Raw genomic sequence first — 20,959 nt, 5'->3', positions numbered from 1 at the left:
TTAACGCACGCGCACGGTCTGCTTTTTCAGCGCCGACCAGGCGATGACGCGGCGGTCTTCTTTGCCCTTCAAATACTCGAAGCCGATGGCGTCGGGGCGCTTTTGCAGGTCGGCCCAGGCGGCGCGGTCGAGGTTTTCGATGCCGCCGGGAAAGGCGGCTTTGGCCGCCACGGCCGGCGTATGAAACTGCGCGGGCAGGAAAAACCGGTCGATGCGCCGGAGCACGAAGGTTTCGCGCTCGGCGCGGGTGGCGGTGGGGTTTTTCATCTCGTACACCAGGGCCGCTTCGAGGTCGGGCTCGGTCAGCATTTCGCGGAAAATGACCTGGCCGCTAGGGTCGGTGATGGTGAATTCGCCGGTGCCTTCCAGAATGGACGAGCCCCGGTAAACGAGGCGGAAGAGGTCGGCCGGGCCTTTGGGGTTGCTGAAATTGTGTCGCTCGCGCACCTGCCGCAGCGTATCGCTCACGGCCGAAACGGCTCTGGCGGCGGCAGTATCGGGCGCGGGCAGGGCCTGGGCGGTGTCCGTAACCGGGCCTTGACGGTCGGCTGCCCGCGAAACGGTGCCTTCGTTTACAGCAGATGGAGTGGAGTTGCAGGCCGCCAGCAGCGGCAGCAGGAAAAGCCAGGATTTTTGCATGAACGCAGCAATTGAGTGAACAGAATCAATTGCTGAATACGAGGAACCCCACGTTTTCAGTTGCCTGCGGAGCATTGCAGCCGAGGTTTACCGCCACAGCAGCATGGCAATAAACGCGGCGCTCAAACACAGCGACGACACCTGGTTCATGCGCATGGTGTGCTCAAAATCGGCGGCGGTTTCGTCGTGCCACACGGCCCAGGCCCAACGGCCGAACAGCACCACCACCGGCCCGGTAGCCACCAGAAATATCAGCAGCGGGCGAATTTCCTGGCGCAGCCAGTAGGCCAGCCCCAGCGCGACGGCCCCGGCCAGCAGCCCGATGGCCGCAAAAATGAACGTACCCCGAATGCCCAGCCGCAGGCTCAGGGTGCGGTCGCCGCGTCGGGCATCTTCTTCATGCTGATACACTTGCGTGAGCGGATAGGAGCCGCACAGAAACAGCGTGCTCACCAGTGCCAGCAGCAGGTTGGTATTCTCGAAAAGCTGAGCTGAAGTAGCACCCACGCCCACCTGCGTCATCAGCAGCGTGAACGCGCCTTGGAACACGACCACCACCAGCGTGCTCAGCAGCGGGTATTTCTTCAGCCGGATGCCTTCGTAGCTGTACGCTTTCGACACCAGCAAATACACCACCACCAGCGCCGCAAACGGCCACGAGAGCAGCGCCGCGCCCGCCACGGCCAGCGCATCGAACAGCCACACCAGATGCAGCAGCTCGGGCGTGACTTTGGGCGGGGCCTTCAGGCCGCCAATGCTGCCTTCGTCGCGGTCGTAGTAGGAGTTGTAGCCGTTGGAGGCCGGGTAGGCCAGCAGGTGCAGCACCACGAACACGCCCACGGCCCGCCCGCCGCTCCAGGGGCCGCGCAAGGCACTCAGCCCAAACCAGAATACCGGCATGAGGTACACCGAAAATGGGATGCGCAGCAGCGGCAGCGCCTTTTTGTAATGAGCAAGAAGCAATGAACAACGAGCAATTGAGAGTGAAACCAGGCCGCCGGGCACAAAGGTGAGCAAAAGCAGCAATAGCGGCGGCATCGGTCTAACTGCTACCGTGCCTTACAATAACGGTTCAGGGTTCGCTGCCAATTGGGCGCTGCTCACCGGCCAGCCCACCAAGTACGTCACCTGCGGCCCCCACCAGTGGCGTTTCTTGCCTGCCTGCCAGGCAAATGCCCCGGCTGGGTCGGCGGCGCGGGCCAGGGCCAATAGCTCGGCGGGCGAGTACATGCGCAGCACCGACACCACGCCATCCCAGATGGTGCAGAGCGGAATCAACGGAATCAAGTACGTGAACACCAACCGGCTGAGTCGAAACGGCCGAAAAAACGGCGTGAGCAGCAGCTGCGCCACCGGCAGCACCGTGACGGCCAGCAGCAGCTCGGCCCAGTGCTTGCCCGCGCCCTCAAACACGCCAATGCCGGTATTGGCCCGCACGGCATCGCGCAGCAGGGCCGTGGCCGCCGCTGGCGGGAAGTGGTGGAAGGCCGAGAAAATGGTGCGGAAACCCGCCAGATGCGGCGGCACGGCCAGCGCATCGACCGGTGCTGGCTCGTAGCGGATGAGGCCGTGGGTGCGCCGGGCCGCGGCGGCCCAGGCGGCGGGCTGGGGGTAGAGGTCGGTGAAGGTGCTGGTGGCGTCGGGTTGGCCCTGGGCGCGCAGGGCGATGAGCAGGTTTTCGGTGCCGCCGCCCGCGCCCGCGCCCAACTCCAGCAGGTGCGGCTGGCCGCTGCGGCGCAGGCCCTCGGCCAGCAGCGGCACAATGGGCCGGTAGGTGCCCAGCGCCGAAATCATAAAATGCAGGTAATCCATCATGCCGGCCCGCACCACGGCCGGAAACCACGACAAATCCTCAAACTCGAACAACCGCAGACGTAGGCGCATAGGCCCCCGCTTACGCAAAACGAAGCCGCACTGCTCATTTTCAAGCAGGACTTTCTGCGGCGGGACAATGCATCAGGCCAGCAGTGGGTGGCGCGAAGGCCGGGGCTGCCACGTGAGCAGCAGCGGCGCGGCCTGCCGCCGCTGGGCCGGCTGGGGCCGATACACCCACAGCGCTGCTGCCAGGGCCGTGCCCAGGTAGGGCCACGAAAAGCGCAGCAGGCTGCTGGCCGGCCCGATGGGCAGCAGGTGCAGCAGCGCAAAATTGCCCAGCGCAAACACCAGCAGCACTGCCGCCAGCGCCAGCAACCGGCAGCGCCAGGTGATGCACTGCTGCTGCGCCATGGCAAAAAATGGGATGGCCAGCGGCACCGTGGCCAACGACAGCAGCGCTGCCATCAGGCCTACCACCAGCGGAATGGCAAAGTCTTCGGGCGAGTAGCGGCAAAAATCCAGTACCAGCCAGGCAGTGCCGCCCAGGTTGCTGAGCAGCCAAACGGTGAGGGTGCGCCGGGTAGCAGTGAGGTGTGCCGGGAGTTGTGCAGAAGTAGGCATAGGGCAAAACGTTGGCGTGAGGTGGTTCCCAACCCGGCGATGCAACGGCGGCGGCAACGCCTTTCCGTTTCATCCTTCGGGGAATTGGTGCAGCTACGGTTTGCTGATAATGAATGGTTTGCGTAAATATTGATTATATTTTTGAGACTTTTTATTCCCAAAATGACTTGTTCCAGACTTACGGAACCGCTGCTTCAGCGCGTTGATTGTCAGGCTGAAAATGGCACTACGGCGGCTGGTGTGGCAGCCGTGCCGGCCTTTGTTCCGATTTCGGGAATCAGCGCGGCTGTCCTGCCACGCCCCAGCCTCACGCCGTAGCCCCACTTCTGCCACCGAGGCTGCCAGGTAGCACCAGTCGCTGAAATGGGCCACTCCGTTGGCTATGGCGCAGCAGGCGGGGGCCAGCAGGAAGGAGCGTAGCAGTTGCTGGAAGGCTACGTAGGCCAAGGGTGCCATTACCACAGAGGCAACTAGCGCAATCAGACCCACGAGGCCGGCAATGCTGAGAGTGAATAACAAGTCGGGCGCCGTTACGTGAATGAGCAGCGGCGCAATAGGTGTCAGATATAAAAATAGCCCGATAAAGCTGCCCAAATTTTTCCAGAACCAAAGGTGAAAAGCTTGGCCCTAGGTGCCGGCAAGTATCGAGTCACTCATCGGAAAAAGAAAAATGAGATTATGCGACAAAAGTATCAATACTTTTCTTCAACTTTGCATCACAAAGCACTTCGATACTTATGAAGCCCGCCGCCACGTCCGACCCGCTTGCCCAGCTCACCGAAATCCGCGCCATCATGGACCGGAGTTCCCGCTTTTTGTCGCTTTCGGGCCTGAGTGGGGTAGGGGCGGGCGTAGTGGCGCTGCTGGGCACGGCGTTCAGCCTGCGGTTTCTGGAAAGCGCTTTTCAGGACGACCGCATCGTGGGCGGCTACCAGCGCCTGCTGCACGCCTCGGCCGATGCCCGCCGCGCCGAGCTGCCCTCGCTGCTGTTCCTCACCGGCGGCATGATTGCGCTGGCGCTGCTGGTGGCCTTTTTCTTCACCCGGCGGCGCACCCACCGCAGCGGCCAGACGCTGTGGAGCGGCCCGGCGCGCCGGCTGGCGGTGGCCTTGGCGGTGCCGCTGGTGGCGGGCGGGCTGTTCTGCCTGCGCCTGTACCTGGGCAACGAGGTGGCGCTGGTGGTACCCGGTTTGTTGCTGTTCTACGGGCTGGCACTGCTCAACGCCAGCAAGTACACGCTCGATGAAATCCGGTGGCTGGGCCTCACCCAAATCGGGCTGGGGCTGCTGGCCATGCTGCTTCCCGACTGGGGCCTGCTTTTCTTTGCGCTCGGCTTTGGCCTGGGCCACATCGGCTACGGCCTGCTGATGTACAACCGCTACGAGCGGCCGGGCGCGGCCGGCACCTCGGCGGCCTAACCCGTCATCCCCCCGTGAAGCACCTCATCCACACCCTCAACAAAGCCTTCGACCACCGCGTGCGCCTCGGCGTCATGGCCGTGCTCATGGCCAACGAGTCGGTGAGCTTCAACGACTTAAAAGAGGCCCTCGACCTGACCGACGGCAACCTCGCCAGCCACGTCGCCGCCCTCGAAAAAGCCGAGTATGTACTCGTGAGCAAGCAATTTGTAGGCAAAAAACCCAACACCACCTACACCGCCACTGCCGCCGGCAAAACCGCCTTTCAGGAGCACCTCGAAACGCTGGAGAAACTGCTGCGCCCATAGCTTTTGAAGCCACTGGCTTCGCTGCGCTCTTTTTTTTGTCTTTTTACTTTGAATCACAAAGTTCTTTAACAATGAATCCTTCCCTGCAACCTGCCGGCCAATGGGCCGTTCCGGCCGAGGCCGCTGCTGCCACCCGTCCGCCCCTCACCGCTACACAAAAGCTGCTGCTGCCGCTGGGCGTTTTTCTGTTCGACTGGCTGTTCTGGCGCGAGCGGGCCGGCGTGAACATGCTGGTGTTTGATGTATTCATTGTAGTGGCGCAGTTGGTGCAACTGCCGCGCCACGCGGCCGCCCGGCGCTCGGGCTACTTCTGGCTGATGGCGTTTGGCAGCCTGCTGAGCGGGGTGTTTATGGCCATTTACGGTTCGGGCGTGGCGGCGCTGGCCAGCGCGGTATCGGTGCTGCTCCTGCTGGGCTACGTCAACCAGCCTTCGCTGAAACTGCTGCTTTTCGCGGGCATTACCGGGTTGGGCAGCGCGGCCGAGGCCTGGCTGCGGGTGCTGCGCGGCGTGCGGCCGCCCAGCCACGCCGGAGCGGGCGTGCGCCGTGGCTGGTTCTACGGCCGTCTGCTGCTGGTACCGCTGGGCATTCTGGGGGCGTTTCACCTGCTGTTTGCGGTGGCCAACCCGGAGTATGCGCGGCTCAGCAGCCGATTGCTGAACGTGCTGGGCGAGTGGCTGCTGCGCCTGCTGCCCGATATTTCGCTGGCGCACCTGCTGTTTCTGGGGCTGGGTTTCGGCGTGGCGGCGGCCGTGGTGGTGGCCGTGCCGGTGTACTTCTTTGCCGACCAGGAGTCGCGCTTCGGCGAGTTTGTGCGGCGGCAGCGCGACCGGGTGGCCTCGTTCGCCGTGCGACGGCCCGACTTCCGCCTCAAAACCACCAAGGCGCTTGATTTGCGCAAGGAATACCTGGTGGCCGTGGCCGTGTTTGGGCTGGTGAACGCGCTGCTGCTGGTAGTGAATGCCATCGACGTGCGCTGGCTGTGGTTCGGCTTCGAGCCCGCGCCGGGATTCGACCTCGCGCAGTTTGTGCACGAAGGGACGTACGTGCTCATTTTCAGCATTCTGCTGGCCATGGGTATTGTGCTGTGGTTTTTCCGGCGCAACCTCAATTTCTACGCGCCGGGGCTGCGGGCGCTGCGCTGGGGCGCCACGGTGTGGGTGCTGCAAAACGCGGTGCTAGCCGTATCGGTAGGCCTGCGCAACTACTACTACATCCTGCACAGCGGCGTGGCCTACAAGCGCATTGGCGTGTGCTTCTTCCTGCTGCTGGTGTTTTTCGGGCTTGGCACGGTGCTGGGTAAAATCTGGCAGCAACGCTCGGCCTACAGCCTTGTGCGGCTGAATTCGCTGGCCGTGTACGCGGTGCTGCTGCTGCTGGCCGCCGGCAACTGGGAGGTCTGGATGACGGAATACAACCTGCAGCCGCGCTTCCGCAGCGTCGATATTGGCTTCCTGCTCGACATGCCCGACCGCGCCCTGCCCACGCTGCTGGCCCGCCGCACAGTCCTCAACCGCGCCACCCAGCTCACCGTGAACGCTGAGTATGGCAACCCCGCCGTCATCGACGCGACCGAAGCCCAGCGCCGCCTCGACCTGGCCGCCGCCGCCGCCCGCGCTAACTACGCCGACTACCACGACTGGCAGGGTTTCAACTGGGCCGATTATGAGGCCGCGCAACAACTCGGGGTTCATGAATAAGCTCATTCACACCGCGCCACCCTCGCAATTGGGGCGCTGGCTGACCCGCAGCGTAGCCTGGACGCTGGCGTGTACAATGGGTTTTGTGCCTGTTTTCTATTGGGTCGTCAACCCGAATAGCGGCGGCAAAGGCAGCAAATTCCTCTCGCTGATATTGCTCACCTCGGTTCAAATCCTGGCTTGGAAAAAAGGGGTTGCTGATTTCAGCTTGGCATATCACAGCAATTGCCCTGCTGTTGAAATGGGCCTGAAAGTGGCCGCACTGTCTTGGTTAACACTGCTCATATCCACGCTCGTGTGGACAACGCTGATGTGCGCTTATGGTTGGCTGCTTTGGACCGTTCGTTACTAGGCTAAAGCAGAGTTGAATACGCTTTTTACTGCTTCCTGTTTTTTACAATACTATCATGCTCCCCCAATTCGCTCTCACCTTCCTCGGCGTCCTGTTCTGCATCGGCGACGTGGCCGCGCTCGGCCTGCTGCTCACCTGGCAGGAGCGCGCGCCCTCGCCCGACCTGCGCTGGCGCCGCCTGATTCGCGGCGTGCTGCCCGCTACCGTGGTGCTGCTGGGCCTGCTGCTGCTGGCCTTCACGCAGATGTTGCTGCTGTGGTCGCGGCAGTAGCAGGCATTTATCTTCCGGTCATTTTCGCTGATTCGCATGAATTTATCCGTAAAAGCGTCGCGCAATTACTTGGCGCTGGTGTTGCTTTTCATCCCGGCCCTCGCTTTTGCCGGCCTGCTGGTAACCACCGATTGGGCCCGGCTGGGGGTATCGGCGCGGTTCCCGTTTCTGCCCTGGCAGTTCTGGCTGATGGCCGTGGCCGGCTCGCTGGCCACCTACGGCGGCGTAGCCGACTGGCGCTACCACCGCAACCCGCTCAACATGCAGCTTTCGAGCCGCGAGCGCGACGCCGAGGCGTTTGCGCTGGGGGCAGGCGGCCTGCCCATGTTCGGGCTGATGTGGCTGGCCATGACCAGCCCGCAGCCCACGCGCTGGCTGGTGCCCATTGTGGTGGTGCTGCTCTATACCGTCGTGGCCATTTGCTACGATGAGTTCGTGTTCCATCGCAAGCGCTGCGGGCCCGTCGAAACCCGCTACCACCGCCTGCTGGTGTTCGGCAACGGCGTGGCCTGGCTGGCCTGGTTTGAGTTCATTTTTTGCTAGCCGCGTGCGTCATTCCCTGCTGTTCGCCATCACCTACCTGGAGCGCGCCCGCCATTACCTGGCTGCTGTTCCCGGCCGGCCGCCGCAACCCCTGGCCGGCCCGGGCCCGGTTTTCGAAGCCGGTGCCGCGTGGATGGGCGTGCACCTGGCCCGGCTGCGTGCGTGGCCACTTGCGGCCTCGGGCAGCCGCCCGTGCTTCACCTGTTACGGCTGGCTGAAATACGGACTGTCGCTGCTGGGGCTGGCGCTGGCGGCCCTGGGGCTGGTTCGGGGCAGTGTCTGGTTGTGGCCTGTGGCCGCACTGGGGTTTTATGTCGTTGAAATCCAGTTTCTATTCCTGTTTCCACTGCTGTTGGAAAGGCGGCCCCGGCCCTTGCTCGCCAGCTGCCGGCTCACCGCCCGCATCGGGTACGGCCGCTGCCTGCTGGGGGTGTTGCCGGTGGCCGCCTACATGCTGGCGGGCCTCGTGCGCCCCCGGCACGCCCGTTTGCAGTGGCACGTGGGCTGCCTGGCCATTTTACTTTGGTACGTCGATGAAACTTCCGTGGCCTGAGCTAACCGTCGGTAACGCACCGACCGCCGTGCTGCTGCGCGACGAATACTACCCGTTTGGCGCACGGCTGGACATGCTCTACTTGTCCGATTTTCACTTCACCGGGCGCAGCCGGGCGCGGGCCGCCGCGCTGCTGGCCCAGGTGCAGGCCCTGCGCCCGGGGCTCATCCTGCTGGGCGGCGACTACGCCGACACCCGGGCCGGGCTGTTGCCGCTGGCACACTTTGCGCGCGGAGCGGCCCGGGTAGCCCCGGTGCTGGCCGTAGCCGGCAACCACGACGTTTTTCTGGGCACCACCCTCGTGCGCCAGACGCTGCAAGCCGCCGGCGCGCAGTGGCTCGAAGGCCGGTGCGCCCGCTTTCGGCTCGATGCCGCCCATGCCGTGCACATTGCCGGCAACTACTCGGCCCCAGAACCCGGCGGCCTCCAACCCGGGCTGTTGCGGGTGCTGTGCGCGCATTATCCCCCCGCCGGGCCCGCGCTGCCGCCGGCCTACGACCTGATTTTGGCCGGCCATCTGCATGGCGGGCAGGTGGTTGGCTGGCAGCGGCAGGGCCACTTGTTCCCGGGGCGCTGGCTGGCGCGTTGGAACGTTCTGCGCGATATGCAGGGCTCCGCTACCGTCGTCGTCAGCCGCGGGCTTGGCGACACGTTACCCATTCGGTACAACTGCCCCCGCGAGATAGTACGTATCCGTCTGGGGCCGGAGCCTGCGTCCTAAAGCAACGTTGTTTGGGGCGCATACGCATGGCAGAATCGCAAACAGTGCCATCCGGAGCGCAGACCTTGTTGCGATTAGGCAACGGCAGGTTATAATGAATAAGAAATTGACTCTTATAAAGGAATGCGTTCCAGTATGGAATAATATAAGGGCTCTAAATTCCCATGAATCAGCTCCTAACTGGGATATCGTCGGCATACTCCGATAAACTTGAATAAGCATTAATTCAAGTTTATTGATTAGCTTGGCGGCCCAATAAGCGTCCCGCATCGGGAATTGCCGTTCACGCCTCCTTGCAAGCTCTCGTCGTTATGCCCCGTACGCTGCTGCTGCTCGTGCTCACCATCGCCTTGTTGCTCGAACTGGTCCTCACGGGCGGCGCATTCTTCGCCCCGGCCTTCACCCTGAAGCAGTTCGGCGTAGCGTACGGCCCGGACACTACTTTTCTGGCCTACCTCGTGGGCTGGTTCCTGCTGTTCGTCTCAATGGTGGCAGCGGTGGCGCTGGTGCAAGTGCAGCGGAAGCGGCCGGGCTTCGCCACTTGGTGCTACCTGCTGGGAGTGTGGTGGATAGGCATTGGCATTGGCATCTACTACGCCTTCGGCAAGCCCGATAACCTGCTGCTCGACTCGGTAAAAGGCCTGCTCATCGTCATTCTCACTTGGCGCTGCCAGGCCGCCCGCCTCATGGCGCGCCGCTACTAGAGCCGAATCAGTATCTTAGCGGCATCCGGGTTTATTCGCCCAGATTTGCGCCCATGCCTGCTTCGCATCTGCATCCGCCTTCCGTTATTCCCAAGCTTTCGCGGCTGGGCCGCTTTTTGGCCGGTGCCCAGGTGCTGAAGGAAACGCTAAGCATCATTTTTCTGGGCTTGCCCCTGGTGAAGGCCGCGCCGCTGGTGCTGCTGTCGGCGCTGCCGGGCGTGGCGCTTTACTTGTTGCACTGGCACTTGGCGCTGGGCCGGGCGGGCCGCATTTTTGCCGCTGCCATCTGGGGCTTCACGCTGCTAGATGAGCTGTGGGGCCTGTTCCTGTTTCAGGAACTCGACTCGCCTACCCGCGCCCAGATTCGCATGTTGCACTGGAGCTACTTTCTGGGCCTCGGCATCATCCTGCTGGCCCTGGGCGAGCTGGCCTGGCGCTGGCAGCGCAACCGCCTCCGCGCCCGCCGCAACGTGTACCACCAAGCGCTGCTCACGGCCCGCCAGCGTCGGTAGCACCGTAGCGCACACTTTTAGTTCGCGTCCGCACGCCGGTTGGGCTTGGGCTGATGCGCGGAGACGCGAACTAAAAGTGCGCGCTACGGTGGGGCGACTGGTATATTTGTCGTTCTTCGCGGTGGGGCTGCTGCCCCGCTTCCCACTTGCTGCCTCGTATGGCCGACCTCAAAACGCCACTTTCCGCCTCTTCTTCTGGTCCTAAGAAATCCAAGCCAAGCCGGCGCTGGCCCGTGCGGCTGGCCAGTTGGGCCTGGGTCGGTTTCGGGCTGGTGGTGATTCTGTTTCTGGTGTATCCGTTTTTGGTGAGCACCAACTTCCTGTTCCTGTTCGGCAAGTCGCCCAGCCTGTCCGACCTCGAAAACCCTAAAGTCGAGCAAGCCTCCGAAGTATACACCTCCGACGGCGTGCTCATCGGCAAGTACTTCCGCGAAAACCGCTCGCCGGTGGCGCTCAACCAGATGTCGCCCGTGCTCATTAAGGCCTTGATTGCGACCGAGGACGTGCGCTTCTACAAGCATTCGGGCATCGATTTGGAGGCCGTGCTCGGCGGGGCGGTTTCGTCGTTGCGCGGCGAGAAGCGCGGCGGTTCCACCATCACCCAGCAGCTGGCCAAAAATCTCTACAAAATCCGCCGCCAACAGAGCCGGGGCGGCCTGGGCTACATTCCGGTGGTGAGCACCATCGTGGCCAAAACGAAGGAATGGCTCACGGCCGTCGACCTAGAACAGCGCTACACCAAGGAGGAAATCCTGCGCATGTACCTGAACACGGTGGAGTACGGCTCCAGCGCCTTCGGCATTAAAGTGGCGGCCAAAACCTTTTTCAACACCTCGCCCGACAGCCTCAAGCCCCAAGAAGCGGCCATGCTGGTGGGCGTGCTCAACAACCCCACGGCCTACAACCCTAAGTTCCACCCGGCCGCCGCCAAGCGCCGCCGCAACGTGGTGCTCGACCGCATGGCCCAGGCCGGCGTGCTGCCCAAGGCCGAAATCGACCGCCTGAAAGCCACGCCCGTCGAGCTCGACTACCACGTCGAGCGTCACATCGACGGTCCCGATACCTACTTCCGCGGCGCGGTGAGCCAGTTTGTGGATGCCTGGTGCGACAGCACCGGCCACGACATGTACCGCGACGGCCTCAAAATCTACCTCTCCATCGACTCGCGCATGCAGGCCCACGCCGAGGAGGCCCTGCACGAGCGCATGAAGGCCTTGCAGCGCCAGTTCGACAACTTCTGGCGCAACCGCGACTCCAACCCCTGGGTCGACGACGAGGGCCACGAAATCCCCGACTTCATCCTGACGCAGATGAAGCGCACCGAGAGCTACAAGACCCTCGCCAACCATTACAAAAACCAGCCCCAGCGCCTGGATTCGGCCCTGAACGCCAAGCGGCCGATGAAGGTGTTCACCTGGAAGCACGACGACAACGACACCACGCTCGTCATGTCGCCGCTCGATTCGCTGGCCTACTACAAGCACTTCCTGCAGTCGGGCATGATGTGCATGGACCCCTTCACCGGCCAGATTAAGGCCTGGGTGGGCGGGCTCGACTACCGCTTTTTCCAGTACGACCACGTGCGCCAGGGCCGCCGCCAGGCCGGCTCCACGTTCAAGCCCTTCGTCTACCTCACCGCCCTCGACAACGGCTACACGCCCTGCGACCGCATCCGCGACCAGCGCGTCACCATCAAGTACACCGAAAACGGCCAGCCCATGGAGTGGCAGCCCGACAACGTGACCCGCGAATACACCGGCATCAACATGACGCTTCGCCACGCCATGGCCCGCTCGGTGAACTCCGTGACGGCCCAGCTGACCGAGAAAGTGGGCTGGGACAACGTGGCCAAATACGCCCACAAAGTCGGCATCACCTCGCCGCTGCTCGCCGTGCCCAGCATCGGCCTGGGCTCGGGCGGCGACGTGAGCGTGTACGAAATGACCGACGCCTACAGCACCTTTATGAACTCCGGTTTCCGTTCCGAGCCGCGCCTCGTCACGCGCATCGAAGACCGGAACGGCAACGTCATCAAGCAGTTCGACCCCGCCCAGAAGCGTGCCATCTCGCCCGAAACCGCCTGGCTGATGACCTACATGCTGCGCGGCGGCATGGAAGAGACCGGCGGCACCTCTCAGGCCCTGTGGGACTACGACCTCTGGCACAACGACAACCAGATTGGCGGCAAAACCGGCACCACCAGCAACTACTCCGACGGCTGGTACATGGGCATGACCAAAGACCTGATGACCGGCGTGTGGGTGGGCGGCGAAGACCGCAGCATCCACTTCGTGGGCTCGCAGCAGGGCGAAGGCGGCCGCACCGCGCTGCCCATCTTCGGCAAGTTCATGGAGAAAGTGTACAAGGACACCGACCTCGGCTACACCTACGGCCACTTCCCCAAGCCCTCGGTCAAAATTAGCAAGAAGTACACCTGCATCTCCGAGTCAGAGCCCCGCCGCCGCCGCTCCGAAGCGGTGGATACTATCGCCGCCGACAATTTATTGGAGCAGATGAACAACGGCGGCGCCGTGCCCGATAGTCTGAAGGGCGGACGCTAATGGATGCCGAGCTGTTGGCGGAAATCATTGTGCAGTCCCCACAATTCCATAATGGGAACGGGTTTGCGGCTAACTTTATTTAGGTCTTTCCCTTCCTTGGTAAACAGAAACGGGACGCAGCTGATACCTTGGGTGCCGTTGAGTTGCGCAACTTCGGCTTGCCAGCCCTTCCAGCGTAATCCGTCATAAAACTTCTCTAAGTGGCCGGAGAAGCAGAAGACCAGAAAATCGGAGTAGCCCCTATCCAGCGGCTCCCACTCCAGATTATCGGGCGCTAAATAATAGATTTTACCGAGCGTAGCTTGGCCGAAAGCCCCGCCATTAAGAGCGAAAAAGCCGCCTAATACATCGTCGGCCACTAGCAAAAGTCCTTTTTGCTTGTCCTTGTTCCAACCCATCAGGTCACGGTTCAAGCTCGGCGAGCCAGAACCCAAGATGCGGAGCCAGCCATTATCCACGAGGATGCCGCCCGTCTCATACACCACCGCTCCCATTGGGGAGCGGGTTGTTACCTGTGCGGCGAGTAAGACGCTGTCTGCTCGGCCCCCAGTCTTCGGCAGTACTTGGACCTTGTTTTTAGCAGCCGCAATCCAGCCCTGCACTAGTGGCCAGCCGGGGTCTTGTGTATTGATAAGTTCGGTTAATGGCCGTGTTTGCATTGGTTGAGCGCACAAACAAACCGCATAAAACAGGAAGAAGGAGAGTAGGAAAGCAATACGCATAAGCAAAGCTACTCGCCAGCATCATCGCATGCCCCCTCCGGACCCATCATAATGGTTTCCAGACCCATTGCATGACTTGCGGACCCGTTGGAAGCCTTTTCAGATGCGTTGAATGAATTGCGGAGGCGTTGACTGCGCGTGCGCCAGCCTTACTCCCCCCCGTACAGCGCCTGCAGCGCCCCCCGCAGCTCCGGATACTCGAACCGGAAGCCCTGCGCCAGCACCTTGGCCGCGCTCACGTTCTGCGAGGCCAGCACGATTTCGCTCATTTCGCCCATCGCCAGCTTCAGTCCGAATGCGGGCACCTTGGGCAGCAGCAGCGGCCGGTGCAGCACCCCGGCCAGCACTTCGGTAAACGCCTGGTTGGTGGCGGGGTAGGGGGCCACGGCGTTGTAGGTACCGCGCCAGCTCTCATCTTCCAGCATGGCAATGAACAGCCGGCACAAGTCGTCGAGGTGAATCCACGACATGTACTGCTTGCCGCTGCCCAGCGCCGCGCCCGCGCCTAGCTTCATCGGCTTAGCCATCTGAGGCAGCGCCCCGCCCTCGGTGCTCAGTACCACCCCAATGCGCGGAATCACCGTTCGGATGCCCAACGCCGCGATGGGCGCGGCCGCCAGTTCCCACTGATGTGATACATCAGCCAGAAAGTCGTGCGTGGGGAGCGCCGGGGGCGTTTCTTCGGTTACTTGTTTGTCGCCAGCATCGCCATAAATCCCAATAGCCGACGCCGAAATCACGGCCCGCACGTGGTGGCTGGGCTTGGCCAGCTCGCGGGCTAGCAGGGCCAGCCCGCCCAGCCGGCTGGTCATAATCTCGCGCTTGCGCTCGTCAGTCCACTTGCCGTCGGCCACGCTGGCCCCGGCCAGGCTCACAATGTAATCGGCATACGGCACGGCCGCCTCATCAATCGTCCCCGCCTGCACGTCCCACCGGAAGCTGCGGAAATGGCTGCTCTTGGCCGGCTCGCGGCTCAGCAGCGCCACTTCGTAGCCGCTATCAATCAGCATTTCGGCCAGCCGCGTGCCAATCAAACCCGTACCGCCGGTGATGAGAACCTTCATGGTTTTAGCTAGTAGCCAACAGCTGGTAGCCGTTAGCTTTTCAATTGATGATGTCCAATTACGAAAAGCTATTAGCTAATGGCTGCCAGCTAACAGCTAAAAATTTATTTCCCTATTTGCCGCAGAAACTCCCGCCGCAGCGCCTCATCCGAAGCAAAGCGGCCGCTGTACTCGCTCGTGAGGGTGCTGCTGCTCGTGTCGTTCACGCCGCGGCTCATCACGCACAGGTGGTCGGCTTCGATGAGCACGGCCACGTCGTCGGTGCCCAGGCTCTGCTTCAGCTCCTCCGAAATCTGGCGCGTCAGGCGCTCCTGCACCTGCGGGCGGCGGGCGTAGTATTGCACCACGCGGTTCAGCTTGCTGAGGCCCACCACGTTGTCAGCCGGCAGGTAAGCCACGTGCGCTTTCCCAATGATGGGCACAAAGTGGTGCTCGCAGCACGAAAACAGGGTAATGTCGCGCTCCACCAGTAGCTGGTGGTAGTCGTAGCGGTTCTCGAACAGGCGCACGTCGGGCCGGTTCTTCGGATCGAGGCCCTTGAACCACTCCTGCACGTACATTTTGGCCACGCGGCGCGGCGTGCCGGCCAGGCTGTCGTCGGTCAGGTCGAGGCCCAGCTCGCGCATAATGGCCTCGAAATGGCCGCTGATGGCCGTAATCTTGTCTTCCTCGCTCCGCTCGAACGCGTCGGAGCGGAGGGGGGTGCGCAGGCTGGCGGGCAGCTGCGAGTCGGGGGCCGGGCGTTGCCCGGAAGCGTTATCCATGATATTCGACAAAGTTACGGTCCGTCTCGTAGAGCGTGACCGAAAGGGCCAGCTCCGCGGCCAGGTGCGGCCGCAGACGCTGCCAGATAACCACGGCCATGTTCTCCGCCGTGGGGTTGAGCGTACGAAATTCCTCCGTGTCCAGGTTCAGGTTGCGGTGGTCGTAGCGGTCCAGCACCTCGCGCTTGATAACGGTGCTCAGGCGCTTCATGTCATACACGTAGCCTGTTTCGGGGTCGACGGGGCCGGTCAGGCGCACGGTCAGGTTGTAATTGTGGCCGTGGTAGTGCGGGTTGTTGCACTTGCCAAAAACGCGTTGGTTGTGGTCGTCGCTCCAGGCCGGGTTGTGCAGGCGGTGGGCGGCGTTGAAGTGCTCGGTGCGGCAAACAGTAACGTGCATAGGCCAGCGTAACCCGGCAAACGGCCCTTTGTTCGGAATTTTCTATGCCTTCGCGAAGGCGAACAACGAATCCACTGTAGAAATTGAATCTAGTGAACTTTAAGTTTGACTTAATAAATAAAAACAATGAAAATGTAAAAAAATAGGGGTGCACTCGAATTTGCATCGAATAAAGGTCCTAAATTTGAAAAGCCGGATAACGGTACCCACCCAACCAATTAGCCGACTCTCTTTTCTTTAATGCTTTCTTTAGTTGTTATCCCCATGAAACGTAGTTTACTCATCCTACTTCTCGTATGCGTGGCAGCGCTGAGCGGTTATGCTCAGAAATCTCCTGTAGATGAAGCCGATAAGTCGATAAATAGCATTCCCCGCAAAGGCCAGCAGGTAAGCATGCAGCTCGATAGCCGTCGTGTAGAATCGGCTTGGGTGAAGCAGCTCACCGATAAGTTTGGCAGCAAGGTGAAGAACAACAAAGGCGTGCTGACGCTGGATGGCGTGGTCATCGACGAAATTGCACCTAACCCTATTCGGGTCATCAGCAAAGTGGATGCTACCCCCACCGGTACTACCGTATGGTGGAGCATCGACCTTGGCAACGCCTACCTGGGCAAAGAAGCGACGCCTACGCAGTGGAAGTCAGCCGAGAAGTACCTCAAGGATTTTGCCCGCATGATGTACCGCGAAGACTTGGCCTCGCAGATTACCGATGCCGAGAAGGCGCTGGTGAACTCGCAGAACAACCACACCGCCGTGATTGCAAAGCAGGATGCCATCAAAAAGGACATCGAGAAAAACAAAGCCCGTAAGGTTGAGATTCAGCAGATGCTGGCTTCGAACGCTGCTGAACTGCAGCAACTCAACAACCTCGTTGATGCCAACCTGAAAGAGCAGGAAGCTGCCCGCGCCGACATTGTGAACATGCGCATTGCGCTGGAGTCGGTAAAGGAGCGCATCAACAAGATTGAGTAGTCTCAGCCCTTCGCGAATCCTTTCGCAGCAGGCCCCGTCGGTATCCGGCGGGGCCTGTTTGTTTTGGAGTGGGGCCAACCCTACCGGCTAAACTACGTTGGCAATAGTGGCAGCGCCTGCCGCTGTTCTTAACCAATACCAAGACCCCCACCCATGGAAAAGACCGAAGCCCAACACCAGGTACACCTCGATAGCGCCATTCACCTCCTCGCCGGCGACCTCTCCGAAACCGCCGACCGCGCCGGCCTTGATAACCAGTTTCAGCGCTGGATTGAGGACCTGAAGGCAGCTAACAATCCTGCTTTTCATCAACTGGTCGTCGACTTGCAAGCGTTGAAAGCCCATTTCGGCAGCGGGGCTGCAGACGTAGACGTAATTGCGCCGCTGTTGGCCCGTTTGGGAACCAACACCACCCAGGCCGCCAATTTTGCCGAGGGCAACACTGCACCTCGCGTAGCCAAGCTGGGCGAAACGCTGTCGGCCGTGGCTGCACAGTTGAAGGGTGGCTCGGCTACTCCCGATGGCACTGTGCCACAGGACATGTCGTCGCACAAGTAACGAAGCCGATTCAGCGCCAAGCGCCGTTGCCTTCAGCCAAACCTAAAAAAGCCGGCCCCACGCATGGGGCCGGCTTTTTGTTGGCTTAATTAACAACCCAAAGGTTGCCGTAGCTGCTTAGGCAGTAGCCTTCGCTACCACGTTCAAGCGACGCTCTTTGATACGAGCCTGCTTGCCCGACAGGCCGCGCAGGTAGAACAGACGAGCACGACGTACTTTACCGCGACGCACTACCTCGATTTTCTCGATGTTGGGCGACAGCAGGGGGAAGATACGCTCGGTGCCGATTTGGTTCGAAATCTTGCGTACGGTGAAGGTTTCGCCGTTGGAGCTGGGGTTACGGCGCTGCAGCACCACGCCCTGGAACTGCTGAATGCGCTCCTTGGCACCCTCGCGGATTTTCACGTGCACGTTAATCGTGTCGCCGGCGGCGAACTGGGGGAAGCTGGCGCGGCGCTCCTGCGATTCGGCCTGGATAAAGTCAAGTAGTACGCTCATGGCTGAGAAAATTGCGAAAGACGGCGCCGCCGTCGGGAATTAGTATTTTACGAAACGGAGCGCAAAGATAGCGCTTTCCGGTGATGATAGCAAGGGGTTTGTAGAACATGCTTTAGCTTGTTCCCTGATTTGCTGTTAATTCAAGCACTTTTCAGACGAGAACAAGCTATTGCATGCGCTACGAAAGCAAATCGGGCCGGCGTGCTTGCGTGCGGGCCAGAGCCTGGTCGTGCCGCCACTCTTCAATTTTGGGCGTGTTGCCCGATAGCAGGATTTCCGGCACGGCCTGCCCGCGCCACTCCGCCGGCCGGGTGTAAATAGGCGGGGCCAACAAATCATCCTGAAACGAATCAGACAGCGCTGATTCCTCGTTGCCCAGCACGCCCGGCAGCAGCCGCACCACAGTATCAACCAGAATGGCGGCACCGAGCTCACCACCGCTCAATACGTAGTCACCCACGCTGATTTCGTGGGTGATATAGGTCTGGCGGATGCGCTCGTCGATGCCCTTGTAGTGGCCGCAGAGCATGAGGACGTTCTGCATCAGCGAAAAGCGGTTGGCCAGTGGCTGGCGCAGGGTTTCACCATCGGGCGTGAGGTAGATGATGGCGTCGTAGCTGCGTTCGGCCATCAGTTCGTCCATCCACGCGGCAATGGGCTCCACGCGCAACACCATGCCGGCGCCGCCACCAAACACGAAGTCGTCAATTTGGCCATGCTTGTTGATGGCTTTGTCGCGCAGCTGGTGCACGTGGATTTCGGCCAAGCCCTTGTCCTGCGCCCGCTTCACGATGGAATGGGCAAAGGGACTGACCAACAATTCCGGCAGGCAGGTGAGGATGTCGATACGCATTGATTTAGCTGTTAGCCATCAGCTGCTGGCTATTAGCTTGCTTCCTATGTCCTGCTTGCTGGAAATCACGGAAGCCAAAAGCTAATGGCTGACAGCTAAAATCTGATTATTCGGCTTCGTCCTGCTGGCGGGTGCTGGGTTTGAGGTACACATCGAGCAGGCCGTCGGGCAGGCTCACGTAAATCTCCTTTTTGGCGTGGTCGGCGTGGCTGATTAGCTCATCAACCACCGGAATCAGCACTTCCTGGCCTTGGTAGCGCATCGCCAGCATGTCCTGCTGGGGCAGTTCGTAGAAATTCTCCACGGTACCCAGGGTGCCCAGGTTCTCATCGACTACGGTAAAGCCGATGACGTCGTGGAAGTAGAACTGGTCGTCTTCAAGCTCGGGCAGGGCGGCCAGGGGCAGGTGGAGCTGGGAGCCGCGCAGGGGCTCGGCTTCCTCGATGCGCTCGATGCCGCGCAGCTTGATGAGGACCTTGTTGCCGGACTGGGGCTGCACTTTTTCAATTTCGTGCTCCACCAGCTTGGTGGGGGCACCGGCCAGGGTGAGGTACACCGTTTTGAGCTTAGTATAAGCCGAAACATCGTCCACCTCGAAATGCGCCACCAGGTGGCCGCGCAGGCCGTGGGTTTTGATGAGGTAACCGAGCTGATAGGTTTCGTCGAGCGTCATGGTCGTGGGGAAGGGGATAACGAAAAAGCGTTTGGGGGTTGCCAGCCGGTCCGGCTCACAACTCCCAAACGCTTTCGGTTTTCAGGTGCCTGAATACTACTCGGCAGCAGCTTCGGTAGCCTCCTCAGCGGGAGCCTCGGTAGCTTCTTCAGCGGCCGGAGCGGGGGCGTTAGCAGCCAGCAGGGCGGCAGCTTTCTGACGCTGAGCTTCGGCACGAGCCTCTTTTACCTTGGTTTCGGCGTCGAAAGCAGCTTTCTTGGCGGTCGCCTTGGCATCAACGAGGCCAGTGCGCTTGCCTTCGATTTTGGCATCTTTCTCGTCTTTCCAGGCGCTGAAACGCTGGTCGGCAACTTCCTGGGTGATGGCACCCTTGTCAACACCCAGCTGCAGGTGACGACGGTAGAGCACACCGCGGTAGCTGAGCATGGCTCGCACGGTGTCGGTGGGCTGAGCACCGGTCATCATCCAGTAGAACGCGCGGTCGGCGTCGTAGTTGATGGTGGCGGGGTTGGTTTGGGGGTTGTAGGTGCCGAGTTTCTCGATGAAACGGCCATCGCGGGGAGCGCGGGCGTCAGCTACTACGATGTCGTAAGTCGCGGCCTTTTTGCGGCCACGGCGGGCGAGGCGGATTTTAACTGCCATAAACCGGTGGGGTTGTGTGACGGAACTCGTCCGTCGGGTGAGGGTTTCCCGAAATTGGGAGTGCAAAGGTAGCGTTTGTTCAGGGCATTAGCTAGTCGGGGGAATAAAAAAAGCCCAGGCGCGGGGCCTGGGCTTTTGAGCATTATGAAACGTCATGCAGAGCGCAGCGAAGCATCTTTACCGCAGTAGTAAATGAATGCGTTGAGCGGTAAAGATGCTTCGCTGCGCTCTGCATGACGTTCTACTACGCCGCCACGGCTTCGCGCTTAGGCTTGGCCAGCTTAGACATCGTGTTCAGATTCATGTTTTTGCGCTTCACCTTGATGATGCCGATTTTATCCAGGCCCCAGATGGCGACGTAGGTGGGGTCGAATTCCCACCACTTCACGCCGAAGTTGACGCGCATGGGCAGCTTGTGGTGGTTGTTCTGGAACAGCTCGCCGAAGGCCAGGAAATCCAGCGCCAGCGTGTTCATCGACTTATCGTTGTTGTCGAAGTTCTGGTAGCCGTATTTATGGCCGCCCCAGTTCACGATTGCCCCGTGGATGGGGCCCATCAGGAAGTGGATGGGCAGGAGCAGGTACTGCCACCACGCCGTGGCAAAGTTGATGTAGAACAGCACATAAGCCGTGCCCCAGGCCAGGCGCGAGTACCATTTGTCGCCAATATTCTCGATGAGTTTCCACTCCGGAATGTCACCCTCGAAGCGCGTGGCCAACTCGTGGTTATGGTTCAGCACGTCGTTGTAGATGTTCTTGGTCTTCCACATCATGTCGAACGCGTTGTTCGAGAAATGGGGCGAGTGCGGGTCCAACTCGGTGTCGGAGTAGGCGTGGTGCATGCGGTGCAGCAGCGCGTAGGCCCGGGGCGAGAGGAAACTGCTGCCCTGGCAGATGTAGGTGAACAGGAAGAAGGCCTTCTCCCAGAACTTATTCATCGTAAACATCTTGTGCGCCGCGTAGCGGTGCAGGTAAAACGTCTGGGTGAACAGGGATAGGTAATAGTGGGCAACGAAGAAAATCAGAATAGCCATAAAAGCTGGAATAGAGAAGCTGACCGCACAAGCAAAAGTGCCGGGCATAGGTTCAGCGGCGA

At 61.0% G+C, this 20,959-nt stretch carries 27 protein-coding genes; 13 read left to right on the top strand and 14 right to left on the bottom strand.

Annotation, left to right across the window (positions count from 1 at the left end; all coding sequences use genetic code 11):
• From MON38_RS04045 to MON38_RS04025, 5 genes are all read right to left on the bottom strand, one after another.
• Entirely contained in the window at positions 1-639 is a 639-nt protein-coding gene (locus tag MON38_RS04045; RefSeq protein WP_241934847.1) for a hypothetical protein, read from the bottom strand.
• A gap of 87 nt (positions 640-726) precedes the next feature.
• On the bottom strand, positions 727-1,602 hold the full coding sequence (locus tag MON38_RS04040) for a UbiA family prenyltransferase (protein WP_241934846.1): 876 nt from the start codon (positions 1,600-1,602) through the stop codon (positions 727-729).
• 96 nt (positions 1,603-1,698) lie between these two features.
• Positions 1,699-2,523 carry a class I SAM-dependent methyltransferase gene (locus MON38_RS04035; protein WP_241934845.1) on the bottom strand — a complete coding sequence of 275 codons (825 nt, stop codon included), beginning with the start codon at positions 2,521-2,523 and terminating at the stop codon, positions 1,699-1,701.
• Positions 2,524-2,595: 72 nt separating this feature from the next.
• Complete coding sequence (locus MON38_RS04030) at positions 2,596-3,075, bottom strand: hypothetical protein (protein ID WP_241934844.1); 480 nt, start codon at positions 3,073-3,075, stop codon at positions 2,596-2,598.
• Positions 3,076-3,168: 93 nt separating this feature from the next.
• Positions 3,169-3,669 carry a hypothetical protein gene (locus tag MON38_RS04025; protein ID WP_241934843.1) on the bottom strand — a complete coding sequence of 167 codons (501 nt, stop codon included), beginning with the start codon at positions 3,667-3,669 and terminating at the stop codon, positions 3,169-3,171.
• A gap of 143 nt (positions 3,670-3,812) precedes the next feature.
• Between MON38_RS04025 and MON38_RS04020 the strand changes: the two genes are divergently transcribed.
• From MON38_RS04020 to MON38_RS03970, 11 genes are all read left to right on the top strand, one after another.
• On the top strand, positions 3,813-4,493 hold the full coding sequence (locus MON38_RS04020) for a hypothetical protein (RefSeq protein ID WP_241934842.1): 681 nt from the start codon (positions 3,813-3,815) through the stop codon (positions 4,491-4,493).
• 14 nt (positions 4,494-4,507) lie between these two features.
• Entirely contained in the window at positions 4,508-4,801 is a 294-nt protein-coding gene (locus MON38_RS04015) for a winged helix-turn-helix domain-containing protein (RefSeq protein WP_241934841.1), read from the top strand.
• Between the two features lie 71 nt (positions 4,802-4,872).
• The gene (locus tag MON38_RS04010; protein ID WP_241934840.1) at positions 4,873-6,501 is read left to right on the top strand and encodes a DUF4153 domain-containing protein; all 1,629 of its coding nucleotides are present in this window, start codon (positions 4,873-4,875) and stop codon (positions 6,499-6,501) included.
• Positions 6,494-6,853, top strand: a complete 360-nt coding sequence (locus MON38_RS04005; RefSeq protein WP_241934839.1) for a hypothetical protein — start codon at positions 6,494-6,496, stop codon at positions 6,851-6,853. The genes MON38_RS04010 and MON38_RS04005 overlap by 8 nt, the downstream gene beginning before the upstream one ends.
• Positions 6,854-6,908: 55 nt before the next feature.
• Complete coding sequence (locus tag MON38_RS04000; RefSeq protein ID WP_241934838.1) at positions 6,909-7,124, top strand: hypothetical protein; 216 nt, start codon at positions 6,909-6,911, stop codon at positions 7,122-7,124.
• Positions 7,125-7,160: 36 nt separating this feature from the next.
• The gene (locus tag MON38_RS03995; RefSeq protein WP_241934837.1) at positions 7,161-7,667 is read left to right on the top strand and encodes a hypothetical protein; all 507 of its coding nucleotides are present in this window, start codon (positions 7,161-7,163) and stop codon (positions 7,665-7,667) included.
• A 4-nt stretch (positions 7,668-7,671) separates the two neighbouring features.
• Positions 7,672-8,220, top strand: coding sequence for a hypothetical protein (locus tag MON38_RS03990; protein WP_241934836.1), 549 nt, complete (start codon positions 7,672-7,674; stop codon positions 8,218-8,220).
• A complete protein-coding gene (locus MON38_RS03985) occupies positions 8,201-8,941 on the top strand; it encodes a metallophosphoesterase (protein WP_241934835.1) in 741 nt (246 codons plus the stop codon). Before MON38_RS03990 ends, MON38_RS03985 begins: the two co-directional genes overlap by 20 nt.
• 311 nt (positions 8,942-9,252) lie before the next feature.
• The gene (locus MON38_RS03980) at positions 9,253-9,645 is read left to right on the top strand and encodes a hypothetical protein (protein ID WP_241934834.1); all 393 of its coding nucleotides are present in this window, start codon (positions 9,253-9,255) and stop codon (positions 9,643-9,645) included.
• 53 nt (positions 9,646-9,698) lie between these two features.
• Complete coding sequence (locus MON38_RS03975; protein WP_241934833.1) at positions 9,699-10,157, top strand: hypothetical protein; 459 nt, start codon at positions 9,699-9,701, stop codon at positions 10,155-10,157.
• Between the two features lie 158 nt (positions 10,158-10,315).
• A complete protein-coding gene (locus MON38_RS03970) occupies positions 10,316-12,718 on the top strand; it encodes a transglycosylase domain-containing protein (RefSeq protein ID WP_241934832.1) in 2,403 nt (800 codons plus the stop codon).
• Here MON38_RS03970 and MON38_RS03965 read toward each other — a convergent pair.
• The 4 genes from MON38_RS03965 to MON38_RS03950 form a co-directional block, all read right to left on the bottom strand.
• On the bottom strand, positions 12,715-13,440 hold the full coding sequence (locus tag MON38_RS03965; protein ID WP_241934831.1) for a DUF2625 domain-containing protein: 726 nt from the start codon (positions 13,438-13,440) through the stop codon (positions 12,715-12,717). The two genes, MON38_RS03970 and MON38_RS03965, sit on opposite strands and share 4 nt — an antisense overlap.
• 149 nt (positions 13,441-13,589) lie before the next feature.
• Positions 13,590-14,504, bottom strand: a complete 915-nt coding sequence (locus MON38_RS03960; protein WP_241934830.1) for a TIGR01777 family oxidoreductase — start codon at positions 14,502-14,504, stop codon at positions 13,590-13,592.
• 104 nt (positions 14,505-14,608) lie between these two features.
• Positions 14,609-15,268, bottom strand: coding sequence for a GTP cyclohydrolase I FolE (gene folE, locus MON38_RS03955; RefSeq protein WP_241934829.1), 660 nt, complete (start codon positions 15,266-15,268; stop codon positions 14,609-14,611).
• Positions 15,261-15,668: a 6-pyruvoyl trahydropterin synthase family protein gene (locus tag MON38_RS03950; RefSeq protein ID WP_241934828.1), complete on the bottom strand. Its 408-nt coding sequence runs from the start codon at positions 15,666-15,668 to the stop codon at positions 15,261-15,263. Before MON38_RS03950 ends, folE begins: the two co-directional genes overlap by 8 nt.
• A 264-nt stretch (positions 15,669-15,932) precedes the next feature.
• Here MON38_RS03950 and MON38_RS03945 point away from each other — a divergent pair, with 264 nt between their 5' ends.
• Both MON38_RS03945 and MON38_RS03940 read left to right on the top strand, forming a co-directional pair.
• On the top strand, positions 15,933-16,640 hold the full coding sequence (locus MON38_RS03945; protein WP_241934827.1) for a DNA repair ATPase: 708 nt from the start codon (positions 15,933-15,935) through the stop codon (positions 16,638-16,640).
• A gap of 153 nt (positions 16,641-16,793) precedes the next feature.
• A complete protein-coding gene (locus MON38_RS03940; protein ID WP_241934826.1) occupies positions 16,794-17,198 on the top strand; it encodes a hypothetical protein in 405 nt (134 codons plus the stop codon).
• A gap of 117 nt (positions 17,199-17,315) precedes the next feature.
• Here MON38_RS03940 and rplS read toward each other — a convergent pair whose 3' ends face one another.
• From rplS to MON38_RS03915, 5 genes are all read right to left on the bottom strand, one after another.
• Positions 17,316-17,696 carry a 50S ribosomal protein L19 gene (gene rplS, locus MON38_RS03935; protein ID WP_241934825.1) on the bottom strand — a complete coding sequence of 127 codons (381 nt, stop codon included), beginning with the start codon at positions 17,694-17,696 and terminating at the stop codon, positions 17,316-17,318.
• Positions 17,697-17,874: 178 nt separating this feature from the next.
• Positions 17,875-18,549: a tRNA (guanosine(37)-N1)-methyltransferase TrmD gene (trmD, locus tag MON38_RS03930; RefSeq protein WP_241934824.1), complete on the bottom strand. Its 675-nt coding sequence runs from the start codon at positions 18,547-18,549 to the stop codon at positions 17,875-17,877.
• A 106-nt stretch (positions 18,550-18,655) separates the two neighbouring features.
• On the bottom strand, positions 18,656-19,222 hold the full coding sequence (gene rimM, locus MON38_RS03925; protein WP_241934823.1) for a ribosome maturation factor RimM: 567 nt from the start codon (positions 19,220-19,222) through the stop codon (positions 18,656-18,658).
• 96 nt (positions 19,223-19,318) lie between these two features.
• Positions 19,319-19,864: a 30S ribosomal protein S16 gene (locus MON38_RS03920; protein ID WP_241934822.1), complete on the bottom strand. Its 546-nt coding sequence runs from the start codon at positions 19,862-19,864 to the stop codon at positions 19,319-19,321.
• A gap of 244 nt (positions 19,865-20,108) precedes the next feature.
• Positions 20,109-20,897: an acyl-CoA desaturase gene (locus MON38_RS03915; RefSeq protein WP_241934821.1), complete on the bottom strand. Its 789-nt coding sequence runs from the start codon at positions 20,895-20,897 to the stop codon at positions 20,109-20,111.
• Between the last annotated feature and the right edge of the window lie 62 nt (positions 20,898-20,959).

The sequence above is a fragment of the Hymenobacter cyanobacteriorum genome, assembly GCF_022631375.1.
Lineage (GTDB): Bacteria > Bacteroidota > Bacteroidia > Cytophagales > Hymenobacteraceae > Hymenobacter > Hymenobacter cyanobacteriorum.
This window is presented reverse-complemented; position numbering and strand designations above follow the sequence as displayed.

Excerpts from the sequence above, each read along its gene's own strand:
- MON38_RS03995 (WP_241934837.1), top strand. The coding sequence starts at position 7,161 with ATGAATTTATCCGTAAAAGCGTCGCGCAATTACTTGGCGCTGGTGTTG.
- MON38_RS03980 (WP_241934834.1), top strand. The coding sequence starts at position 9,253 with ATGCCCCGTACGCTGCTGCTGCTCGTGCTCACCATCGCCTTGTTGCTC.
- MON38_RS03940 (WP_241934826.1), top strand. The coding sequence starts at position 16,794 with ATGGAAAAGACCGAAGCCCAACACCAGGTACACCTCGATAGCGCCATT.
- MON38_RS03945 (WP_241934827.1), top strand. The coding sequence starts at position 15,933 with ATGAAACGTAGTTTACTCATCCTACTTCTCGTATGCGTGGCAGCGCTG.
- MON38_RS04010 (WP_241934840.1), top strand. The coding sequence starts at position 4,873 with ATGAATCCTTCCCTGCAACCTGCCGGCCAATGGGCCGTTCCGGCCGAG.
- MON38_RS03975 (WP_241934833.1), top strand. The coding sequence starts at position 9,699 with ATGCCTGCTTCGCATCTGCATCCGCCTTCCGTTATTCCCAAGCTTTCG.
- MON38_RS04020 (WP_241934842.1), top strand. The coding sequence starts at position 3,813 with ATGAAGCCCGCCGCCACGTCCGACCCGCTTGCCCAGCTCACCGAAATC.
- MON38_RS03915 (WP_241934821.1), bottom strand. The coding sequence starts at position 20,897 with ATGGCTATTCTGATTTTCTTCGTTGCCCACTATTACCTATCCCTGTTC.
- MON38_RS03920 (WP_241934822.1), bottom strand. The coding sequence starts at position 19,864 with ATGGCAGTTAAAATCCGCCTCGCCCGCCGTGGCCGCAAAAAGGCCGCG.
- MON38_RS04045 (WP_241934847.1), bottom strand. The coding sequence starts at position 639 with ATGCAAAAATCCTGGCTTTTCCTGCTGCCGCTGCTGGCGGCCTGCAAC.
- MON38_RS04035 (WP_241934845.1), bottom strand. The coding sequence starts at position 2,523 with ATGCGCCTACGTCTGCGGTTGTTCGAGTTTGAGGATTTGTCGTGGTTT.
- rimM (WP_241934823.1), bottom strand. The coding sequence starts at position 19,222 with ATGACGCTCGACGAAACCTATCAGCTCGGTTACCTCATCAAAACCCAC.
- MON38_RS04000 (WP_241934838.1), top strand. The coding sequence starts at position 6,909 with ATGCTCCCCCAATTCGCTCTCACCTTCCTCGGCGTCCTGTTCTGCATC.
- MON38_RS03950 (WP_241934828.1), bottom strand. The coding sequence starts at position 15,668 with ATGCACGTTACTGTTTGCCGCACCGAGCACTTCAACGCCGCCCACCGC.
- MON38_RS03960 (WP_241934830.1), bottom strand. The coding sequence starts at position 14,504 with ATGAAGGTTCTCATCACCGGCGGTACGGGTTTGATTGGCACGCGGCTG.
- folE (WP_241934829.1), bottom strand. The coding sequence starts at position 15,268 with ATGGATAACGCTTCCGGGCAACGCCCGGCCCCCGACTCGCAGCTGCCC.
- MON38_RS03985 (WP_241934835.1), top strand. The coding sequence starts at position 8,201 with ATGAAACTTCCGTGGCCTGAGCTAACCGTCGGTAACGCACCGACCGCC.
- MON38_RS04005 (WP_241934839.1), top strand. The coding sequence starts at position 6,494 with ATGAATAAGCTCATTCACACCGCGCCACCCTCGCAATTGGGGCGCTGG.
- MON38_RS03970 (WP_241934832.1), top strand. The coding sequence starts at position 10,316 with ATGGCCGACCTCAAAACGCCACTTTCCGCCTCTTCTTCTGGTCCTAAG.
- MON38_RS03965 (WP_241934831.1), bottom strand. The coding sequence starts at position 13,440 with ATGCGTATTGCTTTCCTACTCTCCTTCTTCCTGTTTTATGCGGTTTGT.
- rplS (WP_241934825.1), bottom strand. The coding sequence starts at position 17,696 with ATGAGCGTACTACTTGACTTTATCCAGGCCGAATCGCAGGAGCGCCGC.
- MON38_RS04030 (WP_241934844.1), bottom strand. The coding sequence starts at position 3,075 with ATGCCTACTTCTGCACAACTCCCGGCACACCTCACTGCTACCCGGCGC.
- trmD (WP_241934824.1), bottom strand. The coding sequence starts at position 18,549 with ATGCGTATCGACATCCTCACCTGCCTGCCGGAATTGTTGGTCAGTCCC.